Genomic DNA, 19,900 nt, shown 5'->3' on the forward strand with positions numbered 1-19,900 from the left:
GGGCCTGAGTCTGCGGGTTGCTCTGCCGACTGATCGCGTCAGCCAGATCGCCCATCGCCCGCTCGGCGTCCACCGCGCCAGAGCCGTTCGGCTCATGCGGATGTTCAGGACGTTCAGCATCGCGGCGGCTTCCGGCGCGCGGCCATAGGCGGCGTCCTGCAACGTCGCCCCCAGAGCGCGCAGGCTGCCGGTCATCGCGCCCGCCTCCAACCCGGCCAGCCCCGCCGCGCTGCCCAACGTCCGCAAGCGACCGGCGGCGATGCCGATCCCCCGGCGGCGTTCGCGGTGGCGACGCCAACCTGCCCCCACTGGTTGACCAGCGCCGCCACGCCCGCGACGGACCCCACGCCCGCGATGGCCCCACGGACCCGCCCAGCAGGCCAAGCCCACCGGCGGCCTCGCGCGCCATTCCGCCGACGTTGGCGACCCGTGACCAGGCGCCCAACCGGTCGCGTCGCCCAACCCGGCGACCGCCGACCGATCCGGCATGGGCGGCGGATTTGGCCGAGCGCCGACCCGACCTTGGCGACGACGGCGGACGCCTGTCCTTCGCCGTGATGACGATCTGGAATTGGTTGGTCATCGGGCTTCCGCCTTCATCATCCGCACGGCCTGGTCAAGCCACCAGGACAGCTCCGTCCAGGTGAGCGACCACGCGTCGCGCGGCCCCCAGCCATACCACCGGTCACCTCGGCTAGGACGTCGCGCCAGTTGTCAGGCCACCGCCCGTAAAACCCATCAGGTAACGCACCGCCTTCTCGAAATCGCTGTAGGGAATCCGCTCGACGACAGGTTTCGGAAGGCCGGAGACCAAGGACACCATCACGATGTCGCTCATTGTGGGGGACGCGTTCGGCCCGATCAGGGCCTTTTGCGCCTTCTCGACCTCGCCCGCCGTCGGCTCGCGCAGCCGGATCTCCGTGTAGATTCCAACCCGACCTCAATCGGCTTGCGCAGCTCGATCACGAGTTCGTCCGGCAAATGATCTTGCTCATGGTTTACGCCTCCTCGACCAAAGCGGATTCGAACTTCACGTCGAAGGTCGAATCCGCGCCCTTGACCTCTGGCTGTCACCGTCCAGGCGTTGCGCGCCGTGACGATCTTGCCGTTGGCCAGCTCGATCATGACGGTGACGTTCGTCATGGCGTTGAAGGCCGCGACGGACAGGCTGCCCGCGTCGCGCAGGGTGGCGGAAATGAAACCGGGGATCGGCGTCTCCTTGTAGCCATGGACGCCGTCCATGCCGCTGATGGTCTCGCGTTTGACCTGCGCCGGGAGTACTGAAATCCCGGCCAGCATGCAGCTGACGCCATCGACGGTGAAATAGGCGACTCCCGCGAGTCGGCGGCTGGTGTCGGCCATGGGCGAACCTCCTTATTGCAGGCGGAATTGGGCCAGCAGCGCGAAGATGCGCAGCTGGTTGATGAGGGCGCCGGGCCACAGCACGTCGACGCGGTTCGGGTTGGTTTTGTTCTTTTCGACGATGATCTCGGCCTTGAAGACGTCGCCGTTCTGGACGTAGCCCTCGGCCTCCAGCTCGCGGTACGCCGCGATCAGGTCCGCCTTGATGATGTTCGGCGTCACCACGTTGGCGCCGGGGCCAAAGCGCGTGCCGTTGGCCGCCAGCTTGACCCGCGCGTATTTGCTGGTGATGACGCTCTTCATCCGGCGCAGGATGAAGGCCAGCAGGAACAGCGTCTCCACCTCCAGATAGCTGTCGTCGGCGGCCCCGAAGCCGTTTTTCTGATAGGTCGTGATGACGTTTTCGAGACGACAGGTCCCATCGTCGGCGGTGACGAAGGTGCTGACGCCGTCCCACAGCAGCACGTTCCGCTCGGCGATGGCGAAGCGGCTGGCGATGGGCGGGGCCAGCATGCTGGACAGCGCCAGCGTCTGGAGCGGCGTGCCGGGGTCGGCGCGCAGGCTGACGGCGGCGGTCCCAGCGAAGTCCGCCGCCACAATCCAGGCCGGGGTCGGGCTGTCGTAAAAGCCAAGCACCGAGACGTGCTGGTCGTTGCGCGTCGTGCCGAAGCTGGTCAAGGCCCCCAGCGTCCCGCGCTTGGCCGCGAAGGCGTGCCCGTAGATTTGCTGGGACCAGCTCCAGCGGCCCGACACGTCGTTCAGCAGCGCCTTGACCGCGTCCAGGCTGGCCGCGTCGGTGTAGGGAAAGACGATGAAGTCGAAGGCCATGTCGCTCAGGCCCGCGAAGGCGGCGGACAGGTCCGGCGGGGTCGCGCCCGACGCCATGGGGGTTACGGCGACGCTGAGACCGACGGGCGAGGCCTCGCCGCCCGCCGCCCCTCGGTAATTGAGGCGGAGGTCAATCTCGTTGCCCGCCGGTCCCTTGTTTTTGGCCGTCAGCGTGACGACCCCGGCGTCAGCGGACGCCGTCACCGGCAGGTCGATCATCGCGTTGACCGTCGCCGCCAGGGCCGTCGCCGCCGTCGCGCCGGATTGGCCGCTGGCGACCGCCTGGGACACCAGCGCGCCGCCGACGTAGAGCGACAGCACCCCCGTCGCCGTCGCGCCGCCCGTGAGGGTGACGCCGCCGCTGGCCGCCACGCCCGCCTCGGAGTCGGCCAGCGGCAGGAACCAAACCTCGCCGAAATTGTCCGCTTTGCGGTAGGCGGCGGTCATCAGCGCCAGCATCGAACCAGGGCCGCCCTTGACCACCGCGTCGGTGGCGCCCTGGCAGATCGACGCCTGATTGGGCGTGGCGGTTCCGGCGGCGGTGATCTGGCCGACGATGAGGGTTCGCATGGTCTGCGCGGCGCTGTTGGCCTTGGAGTTGTCCACCTCGGCGTAAAACAACGGCACACGAAGATTTTGAGGGACGTTCTTGAACGGGATCACGGCTTGTCCTCCTCGCGGGCCACAGGAACGACCAGCGTCACGTCGCCAAAGACGTGCAACAGCCGGTTCCAATAGGGGGTGTCGGGAACCTCTCGCCCGTCTTCGGGCAAAAAATCCTTCAAATCCGGGTCGCGCACGGCGACGCCCGGAGCGGGTTTCACGCGCATGGCGCGGCTCCTTAAAAGGTGATGGAGAGCGCGGCCTCATCCCGCCCGTCCGGGCCGGACGTCCGGGGGGCGGGACGCGCCGCCTCGGGGAAGGGCGCGTCGGGATAGACGCCCGTGGAGTCGAAGGGGTCGAGCAGGTCGGCGTGGACGTCGAGGCCGTCGAGCTGGTCGGTGATGACCGGCTCGAAATCCTCGGGGTAGCGGAAGGCGAACTGCATGCGCAGCTCGCCGACATGCTTTTTGCCTTCCGCCGAAATCGCGGTTTCGGTCCGCACGCCCACCACCTGCTCGACGCTGGCGACGATGCTCCAGTCGGTCAGCGCCGCCACCTTGATCTGGCGGCGCAAGTGGACAGGTCCGCCTTGACCGCCTCCGACGTCTCCCGCTCAACCTTGGCCTCGACCAACAGGATGGCCGTCGTCAGGAAGGCGGGAAAGCCTGCGTTGCCACGGCTTTCGCTGTCCTCACGCTGATCGTCGACCATGATCGCGGGCAGCTCGCTGCTGGCGAGCGGCGTGTCGCGGGGGGCGAAGACGTTGGCCCCGGCGAGCGTGTTCGCCGCCTTGAGCGCGGCGATCACCAGTTCGCGGAGCTGTTCAGAAAAGAGCACGGTCATCCCGACACCCAATTCAAAAAGAGCTTCGCCCAGCCATGGCCATCCGGCTCCACCACCGAGACGACATAAACGGTCCCGCTGGCCAGAATGGTCAGTTGGTCCTTGATGTCCGGCGGCGTCGGGAATTGAGACAGCTGGACTCCCAAAACCGGGCTGGCCGAGGCGACCGGCTGGTCGGCCAGTTCCTGCACCTCGGCGTACGCTTCATCGAAGACGCCGGTGATGGTGAAGGGCGCGCCGCCAGCGAAGGGCGCGTACAGCGCCGCCTGGCCAAAGGCGTCGGCCACCGGCCCGTGAACCAAGCCATCCCAATCCACCGCCATGGATCAAGCCTCCGCCGGATCGTTGGTCGCGACCGCGACCGGCTCCGGCAGGGCAAAGCCAAGCTCGCGCAAGCGCTTGGCCTCGGCAGGCTCGACGTCCAGAGTCTCGCCGGGGCCATGGGCGATCAAGGTCGGTTCCCCGTCTTCGCCCTTGCCCGCCCGATGGACGGCGCGGCGCGGCGCCACGGTGATCGCGACCAGCCCCGTGGTGGCCGGGTTCTGTTTCTCAGCCATGTCAATTCACCTGCACGAACATCGCGCCGTTGGCGCGGGAGGGGATGATGACGGGGGCCGACTGCATCAGGATCAGCCGTTGGGCCGGATCCTTTTCGACCCAGGACTTCGGGGCGTAGGCCAGCGGGCCATAGCCATGATCCGGGTCCAGGATCATGCCGAACGCGCGGGTACCCTGAAGGTCGGGGCCAGCCAGGACCACGCCGCCGTCGGGGATCATCGGCTTCTCGACATTGTCGTCCGGGTCGATGAACCAGTCGTTGTAGAGCCACAGCCGGTACTGGCCCCAGACGCCCTTGGACACCGCGCCGCGCTGCACCTGCGTGCCAAGCTGGATGCTGTTGCCGCCGCCCTGGCCGGGATACCAGTTGGCCGTCTTCAGAACCGGGTCTTTGATGAAGGCTTGCCAGCTTTTGGTGGTGAACACGACGTCCGTCACCACCGCACCCGACTTCTTCAGGACCAGCGTGGCCCAATTGTCGAGGTCGGTGGTCGGCGACGCCGTTTCGTTCTTGATGGCGTCGGCGGTCCAGCGGGCGCTGCCCGACAGGGCCACGGTCAGGGCCGGATCGCGCTGGAAGTCGATCACCGTGGTCGGGAAGCCGTCGCCCTTGATGGTGACGGCGCCGGTGCACAGCGCCGACGCCGCCATCCATTCCAGGCGACGGTTCAGCATGTCGATCTGGTCGGCCATCTCCAGTTGGAGGTTGGCCATCTCGCGCTCGGCCCCGCTCAACTCGCCGCCGATCCGCTCGCCAATCTGGCGCCGCACCGGCTTGCGCAGATCGGGCGCGCGCTTGTCCTTGATGTAGGCGGGCTTGAACTCGTTGGTCTGCATCCGGCGGCTCTCAACGAGCTTGCCAGCGACCAGCGGCGAGACGAAGGGCGCCATGCGGCGCAGGCCGACGTCGACGTCGATGGCCACCGTTTCCTTGTCGCTGGTGACGATGTTCGGGAAGAAGCTGTCCAGCAGCCAGTTCTGCGCCGTTTTCAGGTTCGGAACCACGCCGACCAGGACGGCGGTGCTGTAAATGTCCATGGGAATGCCTCCGGTCAGGACGGGTCGACGGCCAGGACGGCCGTCTTGAGGTAAATGCCCGCGTCGCGCAGCGTGTCCTTGACGCCGCTGGCGGTGTGGCCGGCGCCCAACACCAGACGACCGGCGTTGAATTCACCGGCGAGGTAGACGCCGACGAGCTTGTCGCCGCCGCTGGCGTCGACCGCGTCGGCCAGGATGACGGACGGCGTCTGGCTGCCGTCGTTGGCGGCGGCGGCGCTGAGGGTGTATTTGCCCGACGCGGCGATCTTGCCGAGCACCGCGCCACGGGCCAGAACCTGGCCGCTGACCAGGGTGACGGTGTCGGTCACGAGTTGCTGGCGACCCGCGATCAACTGGTCCGGCACAAACTCGTTCGAGGCCATGCCCGGCGCGAAGGGCGAGCTGGAGAAAGTGTTCATGGGCGGCTCCTCACTTCTTGGCCGCGCCGCTGGTGGCGCGGTTGTAGGCGTTGGTCATGCGCGCGACCGTTTCGGCGACGCTGCCCTTCTCCGGGCCGCCGCCGTCGGGGCCGACGGCTGGGCTTTCGACATGGGCCATGCGCTCGCCCAGACCGCGCTTGCCCTGTCCGACAGAGGCTGACGTCTCAGCCAGGAGGCCGACGGCTTCGGTGGCGGTGAGGTTGGTCGAGAAAGCGAGACGGGCCGCGACGTGAGCCTGACCGGCGGCGTGCGGGCTGCCGAAAATAAGGGCGCAGCGTTTGCGCTCGTCGGACCGGCCTGCGGAGTAGGTTTTTCCCGACTTCTTCGCCTTCTTGGACTCGCTCTCGTCGTCCTCCGCCTTCTCCTTCTCGTCGTCGGGATCGGCGTCGTCGGGGTCCTTGCCCTCGTCCTCGGCCTTTTCCTTCTCGTCGTCAGGATCGACGGCGTCGGGATCCTCGTCCTCATCCTCGGCGCGTTTGCCCTTCGTTTCGTCGTCCTTACGCTCGTCGCTTTCGGCCTTGGTTGCGCGCCGACCGAGGCCCGCCAGATGCGCGAATTGAGCCGCCGCGCCCATAAACGGGTGCCGCATGGGTGGTCTCCTTGCTGTGTTGTGAAATCAGCCCAGCTGATCGAGCAGGGCCAGGAAGGCGGCGTCGGGCGCCATCACCGCGTCCACCAACCCGAGCCGTTCGGCGTCAGCGGCCAGGAACGTCGCCGCCTGCGTGTCCCGGACCTTGGCGGCTGGGAGTCCTCGGTTGCGGGCGACGGTGTCGACGAACAGCGCGCCCATGGTGTCGATGTCCGCCTGGAAGCGCTCCCGCGCCTCCTTGGACAGCGGAATCTCCGGGTGCCCGTCAGCCTTGCGGTCGCCGTAGGTCACGAATGTGACCTTGATCCCAGCGCCGGTCAGGGCGGTCGACCAATCGACGTGCATCCAGATCACGCCAATCGAACCAGCGCCGCCGGTGCGCGGAGCGATCACCCGATCCGCCGCCGACGCGAGCGCGTAGGCCGCTGAATAGGCCCCCTCGGACAGGATGGACCAGATCGGCTTGTCGCCTCGCGCGCCATGGATGGTGTCGACCAGGTCGAAGCACCCGGCGACCTCGCCGCCGGGGCTGTCGATCAGAAGCACGATGGCGCGGACCTCCGGATCGCGCAGGGCGCCGAGAAACGCGGTGCGGATGCCGTCGTAGCCGGTCATGCCCGACCAAGGGCGCAGAGCGCCCAACTTGTGGACCAGCGTCCCTTCAATATGAATGACCGCCACCCCAGCGACGACGTCATAACCAGCGTCGCGCTCCCGCGACCGGCGGGGGCCGTCGCTGTCGTCGCTGTCAAAAAAGGCCTGCGGCGAGACGGCGACGGCGTCGCCGTTGACCCGAAAGAGGTGGGAAACGCCAAGGCGGTCGCTCAGCGCGGCCATGATGACCTCGGCCTTTTCAGGCCTGATCGCCAAAGGCGTGTTGAACAGCCGCTGGGCCAGATGTTGGAAGCGCATCATTGAGCGTCCGGTTTCTTCGGCGGCGCCGCCGCCTGGTTGGCGGGAATGTTCATCTTCGCCCAGCTGGGCGGTTCGAGACCCCGCTCCTTGAACCCCTGCATTTCGCGGGCGCGCTGGTCGAGCACCTCCTCCCAATCCTGGCCGGTGTTCTCCGCGCACTCCTCCTCCAGGGTCGAAAGGGCGGCGTCCATGCCGAGAACCGCGCCCTGCTTCTCGGCCACCGGATCGATCCAACCTCGGCCCGGCCCCATCCAGCGGCATCGGCTGTACGCGCCACGGGCGTCGAGGTAGTCGGGGACGACGCCGGACGGCATCGGCAGATTGTCGACCTCCATCATCTCTTCCAGAATAGCGCAGTAGACCGGCGAGCCGAACCCGACGGCAAAGTCGGTGCGACGCCGCGTCAGCGTCTTCCACGCCTCAAGGAGGGCGGCGCGGGCGCTGGAATAATTGACGTCCGACCAATCGTTGCTGAGCTGCTGCGCGCTGATGCCGATCCCGGCGGCGGCGTTGCGCAACACCGCCCCCTCGAAATCGGCAAAATTGCTGTTGGGTCGGGCCGCCGAAACCGTGTTGATGGATTCGCCGGGAAACAGGATCGGCATGCGCGCGCCGTTCAGGGTCGTGCGCCGCTCCTTGTGGTAGTTGGCGCGTTCGGTCTGGTAGGCGCCAACAGCGCCATCATCGCCCAAAGCCGCCTCGACGAGGGCCGGATCGAAGGGCGACTGCACATATGCAGCGAAAATCGCGTTGATGATGGCGGCGTCCAGTTCCGTGCCGTCGTATTTGATGAGCATCTTCAGCCGCTGGACCACGGGGGTTAGGACGCCAGCCCCCCCGCGATGTTGATCGGCCCGGTCAGCATCGAAATCATGGACGATGATCGGGCGCCCCCAATCGGTTTCGCGCGGGATGCGCTGCCAGGTCACGCTATCCGCCGCCGCGAACCAGTCGCCTTGGTGCGCCCTGCGGATGTGGTAGGCGACCGCCGCCCCGTGTTCATCGATCTCAACGCCGCCGCGCAGCTGACGCTGGTCAAACTGCACCTGCGGGTTGGACAGCCGGTCAGGGTCGATCAGCTGCACCACGGTGCAATATTTCGCTCGACCGCGACCAACCCGCTCTGGCATCCACGGCAGCCCGGCCAGGGCGTCGCCATCGACCAGCTTGTGCCGAAACGCCAGTCGGAATATCTGCGCCATGCTGCGCTGCCGCTGCGCGTCGCAATAGTGACCAGGATCATCCGCCCAAGTGCGCCAACCGGCCTCCACCGCCCGCCCAAACGCGTCAGCCCAGGACGCGTCAAATCCCTTGTTGCCGGTCATCAGGGCGAGCGCCCGGTAATCGGGCTTGGCGATCGGTCGGAAGGTCGCGCCGACCGCGTTGTCCAGAATACGGGTGATCGCTCCCGACGCCCAGCCATCGTTGACAGCCAAATCTCGCGCCCGCGACACGATGCGGTCGCGGTACATGTTGACGCTGTCGGGCGCCCAGAGGAAGGGCCGCCAGCCTTCCATATGCTGGCTCTGACTGTCGGCGGCGTCGTATGGCGTGTCCCCACCGCCGACCAACATGGAGGCCCGGCGTTGGGGTTGCTGGAGCGGATTGCCATCCAAGCCGAGGATCGTCGTCATGAATCAGAACCGGAAATGGATGGGGCGACGACCACGGCCAATGCCGAGCTGCGTCTGGATGGCGACAATCTGCGCGGTGATCCTCGCGCTGTCGGTCTGGCCGTAGCTGACCGACCGCGCGCCATTGCCTTGCGTGTAAGAGACCGTCACCGCCTTTTGCCCAAGGGACAGGTCGATCAGAGCCTTTTGCAGGGATGCCAGAGCAGTGCGCAGCGCGGTGTCGGACATACCGGCCAGGATGGTGGCGTTGAGATCAGTCATTGGATGCCCTTCAAGCCAAGCGGCTGGTGAAGCTGGCCGCGCGTGGGGTAGCCGGTGGCGGAACAACGGGCGGGGGTGCGATGCTGGTGGTTGGTGGCGAGACCGCCGGTTCGCTTGGCCCGACGCTGGTCGCGACAGCACCCCCGGTGATCGCCACCTCGTCGGCGCGTCGGTTCAGTTTCAGACCCATGTGGAGCAGTCCACACAGGGCAGCGTAGGCGTAGACCCGGCAGTCAAGCGCCTCATTCGCCCGCCCCGGCGGCAGTTCCCAAACCCGATACCGCTGACCGCCCAAGATTTTGAGCGCCGACCGTTCCGATGTGAGTTGCGCGAAATAGTTGATGTCGCGATCCGCCGGGAAATGCATGTAACCCGGCCCCGGCTCTTCGATGTGCAGCCGCGCGCGGATGGTGTCCTTGGCGGCGTTCACACCGAGGATGACCGGCCGGAACGTCGCCTTGGTCCGCGATGTTGGCCGCTTCGTCGGCCAAACCGGCGACCGCGCGCCGCCGCGCGCCGATTCCCCTTTGATGGCCCAGACCCGGCGGCCAAGTCGAGCCTTGGCAAATTCATAAACGGCTTGCGTGTGGTGTCCTCCGGAATCGATGCAAGCGGCCATAACCTCAAAACCGCGCCCATCCGCGCGTCGCCACACGCGACGCAAGTAGGCGTCAACCTCTGCCTGCACTTCAGGGTCCGAAAACGCGCCATCGATGACGTGATAATCGATGGACCAGCTTTCTTCGTTTCGCCCCCAGCCGACCGCCTCCAGCTCAACACGATAGTCCTGGACGTCGATTCCCATGCTCACTGAGGCCACGCCGTCCGGGACCTCAGCCGAGTAGACCTCGCAACGTGCGGCTAAGCGCGCCTCGTTCAACGCCCGCTCGCCGCGATCTTCGTAAGGCTCGCCCAGAACCAAATTGATGAAGGTCTGGCGCGACAGCGGGTCATCCTTCACCCGCAGCCATTCAGCCACCAGGTTTGGCCAAGAAGCGTTCGGAAACAGGCTGTAGCCCGCCCAGATGTGAAAACCCGCATGGCCGGAAAATGGCTTGGTCGCCCGCCATTCTCCGGCTGCGATCATGTCGGGCTTGTCAGTCTCGGCGATGACGCATCCGGCGACGCAGACGTAGTAGGCCGTCTCCGAGAGGCCGTTGCCTTCGGCGTCCTTGTCCCATTTCAGGCCGTGCGGCGTGTCCTTGCCACCCCACTCCAGCGGCTGAAACGTGCCGCAGTGAGGACACGGCACAAAGTAGCGGCGCTGATCGCTTTCATTCCAGGACCGTTCGATCCGGCTCAACCCCTTCACCGTGGGTGTGCTGCCCAGCACGATCTTGCGGTTCCAGAAAGTTTCGGAGCGCTTGGCTCCAAGCGCGATCTGATCGCCTTCCATCCCAGCGCCGCCCGTCGGGTAGCCGTCCACCTCATCGAACAGAACGATCCGGGCGGTGATCCGGCGGAAGCCGCCGGGGCTGTTGGCTCCAACCAGCGTCAGGCTTGACCCGTTCAGAAAGACCTTCTTCAGGATCGTGTTGCCCGAATCCTTGGCCTTAGGGTCTCCGGCGATCTCGGCCAACACCGGCGTGTCGCGGAGCATCGGCGCGATCTCCGACTTGCTGTAATCCTCCGCATCCTCGACGCGCGGCTGCACCACCAGGATGGGCGCCGGGTCTTGGTGCAGGTAATAGCCGACGACGTGGTCCAGCGTTTTGGTGTAACCGACACGGGCCGACTTCATGACGGTGATCCGCGTCACCGAAGGATCCGTGACGGCGTCTTGCATGCCCGTTTGGTAGCCGAAGGCCCGAAATCGCCCGGTCTGCGCGCTCGTCTCTTTGCTCAGGACCGCGTGCCGCTCCGCCCATTCGCTCAACGTCAGATTCGGCGGCGGCTGAAGGTTGCTGCGTCGGGCGTCGGTCAGGGCCGCCGCAAGCGCAGATTGCCCACGGACGTACCGATCAGGGTCAACCGCCACTCGCTCCGTCACGGGTCAACTCCTCAAGGGCTTCGGTGATGATGGAGCGCAGAGCCTCTTGCACTTCGACCACCGTCTTGCATCGGTGAAGGCGGGGCGCCTGTTCGGCTGGGATCGCCAACAATCGCGTGCGCACCTTGGCGTATTCACTTCCCACCGATTGGGCGACCTCAACCACCGGCACCACCGCGCCGGACTTCACGTCGTATTCAAGCTGGCGCAGCAGGGCGAGGTAGTTCTCTTTGACCCGCTCGGCCTCGGCCTGGGTCATCGTCGCGCCGGTGCTGGTTACGATGCGCTCGGCGGCTTGCTCCGGCGTTTCGACCGCCTGAAGGACTAGCGGCACCCCCTGCGAACCCTGCGAACCTTTTTGCGAACCTTTTTCGCTGTGGTTCGCACCCTCCCGGTTGGCTTTCCTCCAACCTGTTCCAACCAAATTCGGGTTCAGCGTCCCATCGGCCAACGCCTTGAGGCGACACGCTTTAATGGCTTTACGAACCAGAGTGTCGCTGCACCCTTCGCGTCGCGCAAATTCCCGGATAGGAATTCCTTCAGCCATGTGCGAACCCCTTTTGACACCCCACAGCTAGGGACGCATCGCGGTGTGCAATGCCCACGTTTGCCAACCCCCTGGGAAGGACCCATTGAGGGGGGCCTCACCTCTTGGCTGTCGCCAGAGCCGCGCCCATGGCCTTGTCGAACTCGGCCTTCAGCGAGGCCCGCACCACGTCCTTGGCCCGCTCGCTGTAGCCCAGGCGCTGCTTGACGGGCAGCGCGTCGCCGAACCGGACCAGCAGCTTCAGCCCGGTCAGCACGCCGTCCACCTTCCGCAGCTTGCCCTTGGTCCCGTAATCGCGCCAATAGCCGCGCTTGGGGTCCTCCCGCCGGTAGTCCCGCTTCGGTCTCTGCCAGACCCCGCTGACCGTCTGGCCAGAGCGGAAGTTGATGGTCCCGACGAAGGTGTCGGGCCGGGCGGCCAACCGACGGAGCTTGCCCTTGGGCAGGTTGCCGTACTGGTTCAGATCGACCGCCTTCGGGTTGAACAGCGTGCCGCCTCGCTTGGAAGGCGGCAGGTGATGCTGACCGCCCGTCTCGAAGGGTTCCAGATACTGCGCCGCGATGTCCTTGACGAAGACCGTGGCCGTCAGGTCCGCCTTCTTCGCCGCCGTCACGCCGATCGAGCGCTGGGTGAACAGCGTCGGTCGGTCGAAGACTTCGCTGAGGGCCTCCTTTTCGGCCCCTTGGACCCGCTTCGCCACGGCGGTCAAGGCGCGGGCTGTGGCGAAGGGGATTTGCTTCTTGGCCAGATCGCTCAACGTTGCCTGAAGCGGCTTCAGATCAACGCCGGCATTCAGGCCAAACATCTCAACTCGGCTCCCGCGTCGGCGCAGCCACGCCCTTGAGCCGCCACGACACAAACGCGTTGAGCACCTCGATCCCGACGTACCCGGCGGCGCAGCCGATGCCAGCCGTTGTGAGCGGATCGGCGTCCATCCGCTGCGCGACTGACCCAGCGGCGAGCGTCAACGCGCCCAGCGTCGGGCAGTCCAGCAGCATCATGCGGCGGAACGACTTGACGCGCCCAGCCTTGGCTTCGCGGGACCAGCGGGCGAACATGCCAAAGACAACCCCAACCAAGGACGGCAGCAGTGGCTTGGCCGCCTGGATCAGGTCGGGGTTGGGATCAGCGGCCATGGGTCAGTCCTCGGAGCGTGTTGGGTGCGCGCCAGCGGCGCGGGCGTAGGGGCGCACCGGATCAGGCTGACCGGCGATGGTTTCGCGATAGGCGGCAACAAGGTCGGTGGCGAGACCCAGAGGGTCGTCAAGCAGGATGGGCAGAACGAAGCGGCGACCACGACGCCAAACAACCAGCTCCACCTTGCCTTCCACCGTTCGGGCGTAGGCTTGCGGGCGGTCGCGCATGGACGGAACCCCAGATACAGAAACGCCCCGCACGGGACAACCCGGCGGGGCGCAGACGCAGCTTCTGTGAGTGTCATAAGTGGTACTTGAGAATTTAACTGCGGTCAAGAGGGCCTTGACGGCCAGATGCCGCACGCGCCTCGACGGCGCCCCAGTTGTCCGCATCGGTCGAGCTGAACTCAGCCCTCTCGCCCGCTCGCCCCATGCGTTGCTGACGGCTTTCTGGGTCGTAGCCGTAATGCCACGCCAACACCCCCAGAGACGCCACCAGAATGCCCTTGGCAGCCGTCGGGTTGAGGCTGCGACCCGCCCCAAAGATCGTCCGTTCCGCATGCTCCTTGACCGTCAGCCCCAAGCCAAGGACGTCCCAAACCGCGTTTGCGGCTGGGCTTCCCATTCCACCGAGCGCCCGGATCGCCCGGCCCACATCGTCCCGCGCCCGATAGACCTTGGCCGGTTGATCGCGGGTGACGCCGCCACCGCCACGCGACATATCCGCCGCTTTCAGCGGATCAAGATGCGCAACGCCAAAGCTGGTTTGGAAATGCTCGCCAGCCTCGACATGCCATGCCTGAATTTCCTCTTTGCGTTGAAGCGCGTGCAGAATGTCCACGACGCGGTAGGGGCTTCCAACGCTACCGGCGGCGTCAATGACGCTGCGGTCGTGGGATGGCTGAAGGATTGCCGATCCCGCGTGCTCCACCGCCTTGTGCTGACCGCGAATGGCGAGGGTGTCTGACGCAGGAGGATCATGACGGTCACGCGGGTGTCGCGCAGCGGGCCTCGCGGCGGTAACTTTTGTGCGGCTCATTTCGAGGCCTCCGCGACGGTCGCCGGATGGGGGATGATGGTGGCGGACGTTCCGCCACTTTTGGCGGGTTTGACTCGAGGGGCGACCTGGAAATCAATCTCATCAACCCCCAAGCATTCCCGCAGATCGTGGTCGTGATGCTGCCGCAGCCGGTCGGCGGTCAGTGCAGCAGGGGCCACGATGACAGCCCGGCGGTCGGCCTTGGTGATGGCGCATGGCTTGATCCAACTGGCCCACTGCACCGCCGAGAAATGCGTGTCGAAGGGTGGTGGGGCGCGATCACCTACCGTCACCTTCGGCGCATCCGCCACTTGTGGCGGACCACGGCGAGCGGTGGCGATGGCGCCGTTGACGTCCTTCGTGAGCATGGCGAGCGAGAACGGCGCTGACTGTTTTGGTTTTTCGGACAGGCGTTTGAGCTGTCGGTCCACAACGTCGCCGATCAGCGCCAGGGCGTCGGGGGCGGTCATGCCGGCCGTTTCCGCCACGGACAGCCAATCCCGGATGATCCGCGTATCCCCGATGGATCGCTCATTTCGGGTCACGTCAAACCAGTTCTCGACGCCCATCTCGACCATGACGAACACGGCGTCAACAGCCCCAGAACCAAAATCCTGAACAATGGCGGCGGCGGTCTGACCGCTTCCGCCCGCGACCGCGCTACCGCCAGCCGATGATTCATCGACTCTAGAGCTTATATCCTCCTCCCTCCTACCTCCTACCTCCTCCCTCTGAACGGCGAATTCCGTACCAGTTCCGTACCTGTGGGGAACTGGTACGGAACTGACGGCGCGTGATGTGGCATTAATTCCGTCAAGGTTCAGAACTGGTGCGGAACTGTCGGTTGTTTCAGCCATTGCCGGTTCGGAACCACTTTCGGACTGGTCCTCAACCAGTTCGTTTTGCGCTGCCTTTGAGCGCCTGTTCATTCCGACCCAATCCCGAACCTCTGGGGTAATGGGGTGGACTGCCTTCGGCTTTTTCGGGCGCTGCCACAGGACGAAATTGCGGATCGCCCCGTAGGCCTTGCCATCGACCTCATAGGGCAGGATCTGTCGATGCGCGGACAGCTCGCTCAGAAGATCGCTGATGTCGCTGTCGTCGGCGGGCAGCAGCCGCATCTTCAGGGCGCGCGGCTTCCACTCAAAGACGCCGTGGTCATCGGCTTCGTTGCGCAGGCCGATAGCCAGCAGGCGGGCCAGGGGGCTACACTCGACGAAATCCTCATCGGTCCATTGGCCCGGAAAGCACGATCGGATGCGAGCCATCATTCCTCCTTGGGCGCGATAGCGCGCCCGCTGGGCGGCGGATCGGGGTTTTTCGACCCAAGCGCCGGGGTGGTGGGGACGAGGCGAACACCAAGAGCGGCGCACCACAGGAACAGATTGAAGGCGTGCGGCTCCGCTTGCGCGGCCTCCCAACGCTCCAACGAGCGCAGGCCAAACCCGGCAAGGTTGGCGACGTCAGACTGCCGCAGCCCCAAGGTTTCGCGACGCTGAAAGAGCGTGTTCCGTAGCTGGCTCCAGTCGCTCATGGGGTTGGGGGCGTTGAGGGCGCTCATTCCACCATCCCCAACGCTTCTTTGTAGAGGTCGAGCAGGGCTTCCTGCTCCTGCCGGTCGGCCTTGTCCATTTTGCGCAGACGGATGATCTGGCGGATGATCTTGGTGTCGAAGCCGGTGCCCTTGGCTTCGGCGTAGACCTCCTTGACGTCCTCTTGCAGACCTTTCTTTTCCTCTTCCAGGCGCTCGATGCGCTCGACAAAGGATTTCAGACGGTCCGCCGCAATGCCGCCGACATCGGGCGCGCCAGCGCCACCGGAGTTGTGTCCCATGCCGGTCATCGCGCACCCCCACAAGCCCGCAGAATGGCCCGGTTGATCGCCTGGGTGTCCGCCGCATCCACGGCCACCCCAGCGGCGCGGAGCAGATGTGCGGCGGCTTGCAGCGCCTCCAGCAGGTCGGGTGCGGCGGCAATCAGGTTGGCGTTCGCCTCGATCTCCTCGTCGGACAGACCATTGATGCTGAGGCGGCAAACGTGGGTGTTCCGACCAGCGAAGATGACCGAATACTTGTGAGCAGGCGGGATGTTGCGGTTCCAGCCTCCGGGGGTGTGGTTGGCGGGAATGCGGTCGATCAGGGTGGTGGGCGTCCGGGCCAGCAATCCGGCGGTCGCAGCCTTGCGAATGAGCGCGCTCATGCAATGGTGGCTAGCCATCGCGTCGGTGCCGGGGTCGCTGTGTTCATCGATGAAGACCGCCATCACGTCGCGTGCGCGGGTCATTTCAATCGCCAACTCCACCGCCAGCGCGGTCACGTCAGTGAACGCGGCGTCGTAATCGTCCAGCATCGATTTCAAATCGTGGGCGTAATACCCATCGGGGTCGGGGTCATCGATACCGACAAGATCAAGGACGGCCTGAACCACATCGCCGGACCACGCTTCATCTTCCTTGATATGATCGGCAAGCTGCGCTTCGGCCTTGGTGGCGCGGTCCTTCATGGCAAGGAATTCAGCCGTCCGCGCGGCCAGCTCCCGCGTCACCAAGTCGTAATCCGCTTCGAGGGCGCCCTTTAGCCGCACGATCTCCGTCGCCTGCGCTTCGGAGTGCTGTCGGATGATCTCGGCGGCAAGCGCCGGTATGCGGTCGAGCACATGCTCCGGGATATCGCCTGGGCGACCGATGGCGATCATCCGCCAATTATCCATCTCGTGGTCGGGGCCGCCGTCTTCGTCCGTGTAGGGGATGACGGTCGCCACCTGCCCGCCATATGTGGCGGACGCAGCGACCGGGGCGACGCTCCACCCATGGAACCAAGCGAAGGCGGCATAGGCGGCCACGTCGATGGGATCGCCCTTGTGGACGTGGCGCAGCAGCTCGACCGCCAACTCGGCGCGCCAGTCCCTGCGCATCCAGTTGGCCGTCCAGCCATACTTGATCTCGGAGGCGCGGAGCTTCTTCGCCATCGCCTCGGCAAAGTCGCGGACCAGCGTGGCGGTGTTGTGGTGCAGCCCTTCCGGGATGGTGAAGGCGGCGGTAGCCTGGGGCTGTTTGGTGTTCGTCATGTCGGGATGCCTCAATTCGTCCGGGCGGGGCGCCAGTGCGTGGGCGCGCCTGCGGGATCGGATTCGTTCCAGGTGAGGGAGTGCGGGCCGGGGTGGTCGGGCGTGACCCAGAAGCCGACGATGCCGGGGAACAGCGCGTTCTCGGCGTCAGCCTGCCAGCGCATCTCAATGACCATGTCCGGGCGACCGTTGCTGTCGAAGGCGGCCAGCTCAATGACCGTGCTGTCGCGCGGAGCGGTGTGGATGGGCAGAAAATCAACGGTCGTGAGGATGGCGGCGCTCACCATGACGCCTCCACCAGGTCGAAGAGCGACCCGTAAGCGCTGACCTTCTCCTCTTCGGCCAGGAACTTGGCGGCCTGCTGGAAATAGGTCGGGTTGAGTTCGGTGCCGATGAATTTGCGGCCCATGGACAGGGAAGAGACGCCCTCCGATCCGATGCCAGCGTAAGGGGACCAAACGACATCTCCCTTGTTCGTGTAGAGTTCCAGGGCGCGCTTGGTGATGTTCAGCGGCATGGGGCAGAGGTGGCGCTCGGCCCGCTCGTCCTTGGCGATGGCGACGTTCAGGACGTCGGTGGTGGGCAGGTCAGCATCGCCCTGCCCCGGCTCCTTCAGGTTCCAGACCTGGGAATGGGGCGTCCGGCGCGGATCGCCGTAGGGCAGCCACAGGTCGATGTCGTTCGTCCGCCAGATCGGGGACGCGAGGTCCTGCCATCGGGCCAGCGGAACCTTGTCCTTCGGATGAGCGACGGGGCGAACGAGGTCTTCCTCACCCGGCTTGGCCCATTTGCGATAGACCATCAGGTATTCGGGCATGCCAACCCGGCAGAAGCTGGAGTCGGCCTGGAAGGTCTTCCACAGCAACCCGTGGGCGTTCGTTTTGGCCCGCTCCAACACGGGATCACGGTAGATCGTGATCCGGCAGTGGAAGGCGAAGCCCTCCTCCAGATGGACACGGGTGCAGCCGTCGGAGAAAGCCCGCAACCCCGCCGATCCGTCCTCGCTGCTGTTCTGGTAGTAGACCAGATCCTTGACGTGGATGGCGGTCAGACGTCCAGGGCGGAGGATGCGGAACTTTTCACGAACAAGGTGGCGGTAGTGGTCGAAGAACTCGGCGTCCGTGGCGCAGTTGCCGTGATCGGCGATGGATTCGCTGTAGACGTAGAGGTTGCTGAACGGCGGGCTGTAGACCGCCAGATCGACGCTGTTGTCCGGCAGGTTGCGGGCGAAGCTAACGCAATCGGCGTTGTAGAGGCTCCAGGCCTCGCCGTTGGCCTGATCGAGGACCAGCGGGGGAATGTCATGCATGGACGGAATCCTTGCTGACGGCGGACCAGTCGGTATCGACGCCGAGGTCACGGGCGAAGCGGGCGATGCCCCTGCGCGTCACCATCACTGATCGGAACTGCCTCGGTGCCGTCGGGTTTCGGAAAGGTGTGGAGCTTGTGCGCGAGCAGCTTCGCTTGGATGCTGGACTGGTAGGCAAGGAGGCGGGTCGAGTCGGGGCGGCGGTAGGCGTAACGCCTGGAAACCAGCCATTCGCGGAAGGCCTTGGGCTGTTGACCCAAAACCTTCGCAGCGTCGCGGAGGCAGAGGAGGCCTTCAGTTCCGGCGATCCGCTCCAGCGCGCCGGTGGCGATTGACGCCTCACCCTTTGCGGCGGTCAGTGCCTTCTTGGTCGTCTCGACTTCGGCCGAGTAGGACAGCAGCAGGGCGCGAAGCTGGGTCGGATCGTTCAGGTCGATCTGCGGAGCCGGGGCGCCGTAGGAGCCGGTCTTGCGGATTGTGGGCAACACATCCGCCGTGACCCACTTCTTGAAGCGCTTCGCCGCCGGTTTCCGGCTGGTCAGGATCAGGCTGTAAAGGCCGGATTCGTTGATGATGGTGAAGGACTGGGCGCCGCCGCGCTGACCGGAATGACCCTCGGTATTGTCGAGGGTCATCTTTTCGTCGTCATCCACCCGCTTGGCGGCGTCAGACGGATTGCCGATCTCCAGCACCCGGCACACATCCGCCAGCACGAACCAGGGATCGCCCGCGCGGTCGGTGATGCGAACGTCAAGGCCCTCGAAGGCGAAGACCGTCATGGACGAATTCGTCAGGACCGCCGATGCAGTGGGCGACGCAACCTGCTGGTCGGCGTGGATTGCGGGGATCGCCACCGACACAAGCCACGCCTTGAACCGCTGGGCGCTCGGTTTCCGGCTGGTCATCACGAGCGACCACAGGCCCATCTCGTTGATGATGGTCATGTCCTGAACGCCGCCGGTGGTCTGGATCGGGGTCCAGTTCTTTTCGTCGGCGCTCAGTCGGCCCACGGCGGAGGCGGGGGTGCTGATGTCCAGCGCCACACAAACGTCGACCAGCACAAACCATGGGTCGCCGTTGATCCGCAGCGCGCGGATGTTGATTCCCTCGAACGTGAGGGTGTGGTTATCCATGGGTGGCCTCCCGCGCCGACGGATAACCGGCTTCGCGCCACGCGTTCCACGCAGCGCGGTCATCCTCGCCCCAGAGGGTGACGGTCTCATCGCCAGCCTCCCACCGCGCCCTGTTCTCGCCGCCAGGGAAGCGAAACGTCACCGCAGCGACGCTATGGATACGTCCACCCCGGAATTCCTGGCTGACGCGCGCATGGAAGTCGCTCCCGCCAGGAAACAGGGTGCGGCATTCCCGATCCACCTCGGCGCACCGGGTCTTCTCCACGCCTCGCTCCACGATGTAATCCAGGCGGCACCAGGGGCAGCAGAAGACACTCTGGCCGTCGTAGACGGGCTGGGCGGTCTCGCCGTTCACCCGACGAAGGCAGCCGCAGCATTCGAATTGCCATCCATTCCCGATCAGCGCCTTGGTCGGCACGGGGCCGGGGGCGTATTGATCCAAGGACTTCGCGCGGCGGCAGAACTCGACACCGCTCCAATCGCAATCCATCTCGTTGGCCGCCATCCGGCGAGCGGGGGCGTTGCTGGTGGCAAAAACCACGCACCATCCCTCATCGCCATCGTGGGCCTCGTAGGCCAACAGGGGCTTGCCCTTCTTGAGAATCATGAT

General features: G+C 65.6%; 29 protein-coding genes. 1 reads left to right on the top strand and 28 read right to left on the bottom strand.

Going from position 1 to position 19,900, the window contains the following annotated elements; translation table 11 throughout:
* Positions 1-694: 694 nt before the first annotated feature.
* The 20 genes from D3877_RS16110 to D3877_RS29450 form a co-directional block, all read right to left on the bottom strand.
* Positions 695-928: a phage tail assembly protein gene (locus D3877_RS16110; protein WP_119831746.1), complete on the bottom strand. Its 234-nt coding sequence runs from the start codon at positions 926-928 to the stop codon at positions 695-697.
* On the bottom strand, positions 862-1,362 hold the full coding sequence (locus D3877_RS16115) for a phage tail tube protein (protein WP_199720824.1): 501 nt from the start codon (positions 1,360-1,362) through the stop codon (positions 862-864). Before D3877_RS16115 ends, D3877_RS16110 begins: the two co-directional genes overlap by 67 nt.
* Positions 1,363-1,374: 12 nt before the next feature.
* A complete protein-coding gene (locus D3877_RS16120) occupies positions 1,375-2,853 on the bottom strand; it encodes a phage tail sheath subtilisin-like domain-containing protein (protein WP_199720825.1) in 1,479 nt (492 codons plus the stop codon).
* Positions 2,850-3,020, bottom strand: coding sequence for a DUF2635 domain-containing protein (locus tag D3877_RS16125; RefSeq protein ID WP_119831747.1), 171 nt, complete (start codon positions 3,018-3,020; stop codon positions 2,850-2,852). The genes D3877_RS16120 and D3877_RS16125 overlap by 4 nt, the downstream gene beginning before the upstream one ends.
* An 11-nt stretch (positions 3,021-3,031) precedes the next feature.
* Complete coding sequence (locus D3877_RS16130) at positions 3,032-3,367, bottom strand: hypothetical protein (protein WP_119831748.1); 336 nt, start codon at positions 3,365-3,367, stop codon at positions 3,032-3,034.
* Positions 3,337-3,636: a hypothetical protein gene (locus D3877_RS16135; protein ID WP_119831749.1), complete on the bottom strand. Its 300-nt coding sequence runs from the start codon at positions 3,634-3,636 to the stop codon at positions 3,337-3,339. The genes D3877_RS16130 and D3877_RS16135 overlap by 31 nt, the downstream gene beginning before the upstream one ends.
* The gene (locus D3877_RS16140; RefSeq protein ID WP_119829096.1) at positions 3,633-3,959 is read right to left on the bottom strand and encodes a head-tail joining protein; all 327 of its coding nucleotides are present in this window, start codon (positions 3,957-3,959) and stop codon (positions 3,633-3,635) included. The genes D3877_RS16135 and D3877_RS16140 overlap by 4 nt, the downstream gene beginning before the upstream one ends.
* 3 nt (positions 3,960-3,962) lie before the next feature.
* Positions 3,963-4,193, bottom strand: coding sequence for a hypothetical protein (locus D3877_RS16145; RefSeq protein ID WP_119831750.1), 231 nt, complete (start codon positions 4,191-4,193; stop codon positions 3,963-3,965).
* Between the two features lies 1 nt (position 4,194).
* A complete protein-coding gene (locus D3877_RS16150) occupies positions 4,195-5,232 on the bottom strand; it encodes a major capsid protein (RefSeq protein WP_119831751.1) in 1,038 nt (345 codons plus the stop codon).
* Between the two features lie 14 nt (positions 5,233-5,246).
* The gene (locus D3877_RS16155) at positions 5,247-5,651 is read right to left on the bottom strand and encodes a head decoration protein (RefSeq protein WP_119831752.1); all 405 of its coding nucleotides are present in this window, start codon (positions 5,649-5,651) and stop codon (positions 5,247-5,249) included.
* A gap of 10 nt (positions 5,652-5,661) precedes the next feature.
* Positions 5,662-6,261: a hypothetical protein gene (locus D3877_RS29885; RefSeq protein WP_158599927.1), complete on the bottom strand. Its 600-nt coding sequence runs from the start codon at positions 6,259-6,261 to the stop codon at positions 5,662-5,664.
* Positions 6,262-6,288: 27 nt separating this feature from the next.
* Entirely contained in the window at positions 6,289-7,176 is an 888-nt protein-coding gene (locus tag D3877_RS16165) for a S49 family peptidase (protein WP_238474917.1), read from the bottom strand.
* The gene (locus D3877_RS16170) at positions 7,173-8,810 is read right to left on the bottom strand and encodes a phage portal protein (protein WP_199720826.1); all 1,638 of its coding nucleotides are present in this window, start codon (positions 8,808-8,810) and stop codon (positions 7,173-7,175) included. Before D3877_RS16170 ends, D3877_RS16165 begins: the two co-directional genes overlap by 4 nt.
* A 3-nt stretch (positions 8,811-8,813) precedes the next feature.
* Positions 8,814-9,071 (bottom strand): gpW family head-tail joining protein, encoded by a 258-nt coding sequence (gene gpW / locus D3877_RS16175; RefSeq protein WP_119831754.1) that lies wholly within the window; start codon positions 9,069-9,071, stop codon positions 8,814-8,816.
* A 10-nt stretch (positions 9,072-9,081) separates the two neighbouring features.
* A complete protein-coding gene (locus tag D3877_RS16180) occupies positions 9,082-11,061 on the bottom strand; it encodes a phage terminase large subunit family protein (protein WP_238474918.1) in 1,980 nt (659 codons plus the stop codon).
* The gene (locus D3877_RS29445; RefSeq protein WP_147395202.1) at positions 11,039-11,608 is read right to left on the bottom strand and encodes a hypothetical protein; all 570 of its coding nucleotides are present in this window, start codon (positions 11,606-11,608) and stop codon (positions 11,039-11,041) included. Before D3877_RS29445 ends, D3877_RS16180 begins: the two co-directional genes overlap by 23 nt.
* 97 nt (positions 11,609-11,705) lie before the next feature.
* A complete protein-coding gene (locus D3877_RS16190; RefSeq protein WP_119831756.1) occupies positions 11,706-12,413 on the bottom strand; it encodes a hypothetical protein in 708 nt (235 codons plus the stop codon).
* 1 nt (position 12,414) lies between these two features.
* Complete coding sequence (locus tag D3877_RS16195) at positions 12,415-12,744, bottom strand: phage holin family protein (RefSeq protein ID WP_119831757.1); 330 nt, start codon at positions 12,742-12,744, stop codon at positions 12,415-12,417.
* Between the two features lie 3 nt (positions 12,745-12,747).
* A complete protein-coding gene (locus D3877_RS16200; protein ID WP_119831758.1) occupies positions 12,748-12,972 on the bottom strand; it encodes a hypothetical protein in 225 nt (74 codons plus the stop codon).
* 94 nt (positions 12,973-13,066) lie between these two features.
* On the bottom strand, positions 13,067-13,465 hold the full coding sequence (locus D3877_RS29450; RefSeq protein WP_147395203.1) for a hypothetical protein: 399 nt from the start codon (positions 13,463-13,465) through the stop codon (positions 13,067-13,069).
* Positions 13,466-13,489: 24 nt separating this feature from the next.
* On the opposite strand from D3877_RS29450, the gene D3877_RS29455 reads away from it, so the two are divergent.
* On the top strand, positions 13,490-13,711 hold the full coding sequence (locus tag D3877_RS29455) for a hypothetical protein (RefSeq protein ID WP_147395204.1): 222 nt from the start codon (positions 13,490-13,492) through the stop codon (positions 13,709-13,711).
* A gap of 68 nt (positions 13,712-13,779) precedes the next feature.
* On the opposite strand, the gene D3877_RS16210 is transcribed toward D3877_RS29455, so the two are convergent.
* The 8 genes from D3877_RS16210 to D3877_RS16245 are packed head-to-tail and all read right to left on the bottom strand — an operon-like array spanning position 13,780 to position 19,897.
* A complete protein-coding gene (locus D3877_RS16210; RefSeq protein ID WP_119831760.1) occupies positions 13,780-15,054 on the bottom strand; it encodes a hypothetical protein in 1,275 nt (424 codons plus the stop codon).
* Complete coding sequence (locus D3877_RS16215; RefSeq protein WP_119831761.1) at positions 15,051-15,344, bottom strand: helix-turn-helix domain-containing protein; 294 nt, start codon at positions 15,342-15,344, stop codon at positions 15,051-15,053. The genes D3877_RS16210 and D3877_RS16215 overlap by 4 nt, the downstream gene beginning before the upstream one ends.
* Positions 15,341-15,625, bottom strand: coding sequence for a DUF2312 domain-containing protein (locus D3877_RS16220; RefSeq protein ID WP_238474919.1), 285 nt, complete (start codon positions 15,623-15,625; stop codon positions 15,341-15,343). The genes D3877_RS16215 and D3877_RS16220 overlap by 4 nt, the downstream gene beginning before the upstream one ends.
* Positions 15,622-16,848: a hypothetical protein gene (locus tag D3877_RS16225; RefSeq protein WP_119831762.1), complete on the bottom strand. Its 1,227-nt coding sequence runs from the start codon at positions 16,846-16,848 to the stop codon at positions 15,622-15,624. The genes D3877_RS16220 and D3877_RS16225 overlap by 4 nt, the downstream gene beginning before the upstream one ends.
* An 11-nt stretch (positions 16,849-16,859) precedes the next feature.
* A complete protein-coding gene (locus D3877_RS16230) occupies positions 16,860-17,135 on the bottom strand; it encodes a hypothetical protein (protein WP_119831763.1) in 276 nt (91 codons plus the stop codon).
* Positions 17,129-18,157 carry a DNA-methyltransferase gene (locus D3877_RS16235; protein ID WP_119831764.1) on the bottom strand — a complete coding sequence of 343 codons (1,029 nt, stop codon included), beginning with the start codon at positions 18,155-18,157 and terminating at the stop codon, positions 17,129-17,131. Before D3877_RS16235 ends, D3877_RS16230 begins: the two co-directional genes overlap by 7 nt.
* A gap of 47 nt (positions 18,158-18,204) precedes the next feature.
* A complete protein-coding gene (locus D3877_RS16240; protein ID WP_158599928.1) occupies positions 18,205-19,290 on the bottom strand; it encodes a phage antirepressor in 1,086 nt (361 codons plus the stop codon).
* Positions 19,283-19,897, bottom strand: coding sequence for a hypothetical protein (locus tag D3877_RS16245; protein WP_119831766.1), 615 nt, complete (start codon positions 19,895-19,897; stop codon positions 19,283-19,285). Before D3877_RS16245 ends, D3877_RS16240 begins: the two co-directional genes overlap by 8 nt.
* Positions 19,898-19,900 lie beyond the last annotated feature (3 nt).

The organism is Azospirillum cavernae (assembly GCF_003590795.1).
GTDB lineage: Bacteria > Pseudomonadota > Alphaproteobacteria > Azospirillales > Azospirillaceae > Azospirillum > Azospirillum cavernae.